The organism is Streptomyces phaeochromogenes (assembly GCF_001418655.1).
In the GTDB taxonomy this organism is placed as follows: Bacteria; Actinomycetota; Actinomycetes; order Streptomycetales; family Streptomycetaceae; genus Streptomyces; species Streptomyces phaeochromogenes.
In genome coordinates this window covers 1-1,731 of record NZ_LIQZ01000479.1, presented here as the reverse complement: position 1 = coordinate 1,731, position 1,731 = coordinate 1, and the positions used below count along the sequence as shown (strand labels likewise).

1 protein-coding gene and 1 pseudogene are annotated in these 1,731 nt (G+C 68.5%); one reads left to right on the top strand and one right to left on the bottom strand.

Annotated elements, in window-relative coordinates; genetic code table 11:
- Positions 1-160: pseudogene (locus AOK17_RS54220) on the top strand (response regulator); the annotation flags it as partial.
- A gap of 146 nt (positions 161-306) precedes the next feature.
- Here AOK17_RS54220 and AOK17_RS43370 read toward each other — a convergent pair.
- Positions 307-1,731 (bottom strand): long-chain fatty acid--CoA ligase (locus AOK17_RS43370; protein WP_055618153.1); only part of this gene is annotated, 1,425 nt, incomplete at its 5' end.

The following is a 1,731-nucleotide window of genomic DNA, read 5'->3' as shown; positions in this document are numbered from 1 at the left end:
CAACCGCACCCCGCTCGTCGTCTACACCGCCGCCGTCGACCCGACCGAACTGCCGCGCCTCGCGGCGGGGGAGACGGTGCTGTTCCTCGCGGAGCGGTCGACGAGCACCGAGGTGCAGGGCCGGATCGTGGACCTGCTGGCACGCATCGGCACGAACTGAGCGCTCTTCCTGCCCAGCACTGATAGTTCCGTGAGAAGTGCTTGTGCGCATACATGAGTTGGGGCGCTGTTTCACGTGAAACAGCGCCCCAACTCACTTAATGTCTCAAATGCGGACAGAAGGCTGTTGCTCGCCCTCGGTGACCGTCAGATCTGGGTGACGTCCAGCTCACCCGCCGCGTACTGCCTGCGCAGCACCTTCTTGTCGAACTTGCCCACGCTCGTCTTCGGTACCGACTCGATGATCGTCCAGCGCTCGGGAAGCTGCCACTTGGCGATCTTGCCCTCGCCTGCAAGGAACGACCGCAGGGACTCGAAGTCGGCGCCGGAGCCTTCCTTCAACACGACGGTGGCGAGCGGGCGTTCACCCCACTTGTCGTCCGGGACGGCGACGACCGCGGCCTCGGCGACATCAGGGTGGGCCATGAGCGCGTTCTCCAGGTCGACCGAGGAGATCCACTCTCCGCCGGACTTGATGACGTCCTTGGCGCGGTCGGTGAGGGTCAGGAAGCCGTCGGGGCTGATCGTGCCGACATCGCCGGTCTTGAGCCAGCCGTCCTCGCTGAACTTGTCGGCGGGGCGCAGGACTTCGGCGCCCTGGCCGCCGTAGTACGCGCCCGCGATCCACGGGCCGCGCACCTCCAGCTCACCCGCCGACTCGCCGTCCCACGGCAGCCGCTCGCCGCCCGGGCCGGTCAGCCGGGCCTCGACGCTCGCCGGGAAACGGCCCTGCGTGAGGCGGTACGCGAACTCCTCGTCCGTGCCCACCACCTGGGCCGGCGGACGCGCGATCGTGCCGAGCGGGGAGGTCTCCGTCATGCCCCAGGCGTGACAGACGCGCATGCCGAGCTCGTCGAAGGCCTTCATCAGGGCGGGGGGACAGGCGGAGCCGCCGATGGTCACCTGGGTCAGTGAACTCACGTCACGGGGCTTGGCCTTGAGCTCCGCGAGCAGGCCCTGCCAGATGGTCGGGACGGCCGCCGCGTGCGTCGGGCGCTGGCTCTCGATCATCTCGGCGAGCGGGGCGGGCTGGAGGAAACGGTCCGGCATCAGCACGTTCACGCCGGTCATGAACATCGCGTGCGGCAGGCCCCAGGCGTTCACATGGAACTGCGGGACGACGACGAGGGAGGTGTCCGCGTCGGTGAGGCCCATGGACTGCGCCATGTTGACCTGCATCGAGTGCAGGTAGATCGACCGGTGGGAGTAGATGACGCCCTTGGGGTCGCCGGTCGTGCCGGAGGTGTAGCACATGGCCGCGGCCTGGCGCTCGTCCAACTCCGGCCAGTCGTAGCTCTCCGGCTTGTCGGCGATCAGGTCCTCGTACTCGTGCACCTGGACCGTCGCCCCGTCCAGCAGCGAACGGTCGCCGGGGCCGGAGACCACCACGTGCTCGATGGTCTTGAGGTGGGGCAGCAGTGGCGCGAGCAGCGGGAGCAGCGAACCGTTGGCCACGACCACGCGGTCGGCGGCGTGGTTGACGATCCAGACGAGCTGCTCGGGAGGCAGCCGGAGGTTGAGCGTGTGGAGGATCGCACCCATGGCGGGGATCGCGTAGTACGCCTCGACGTG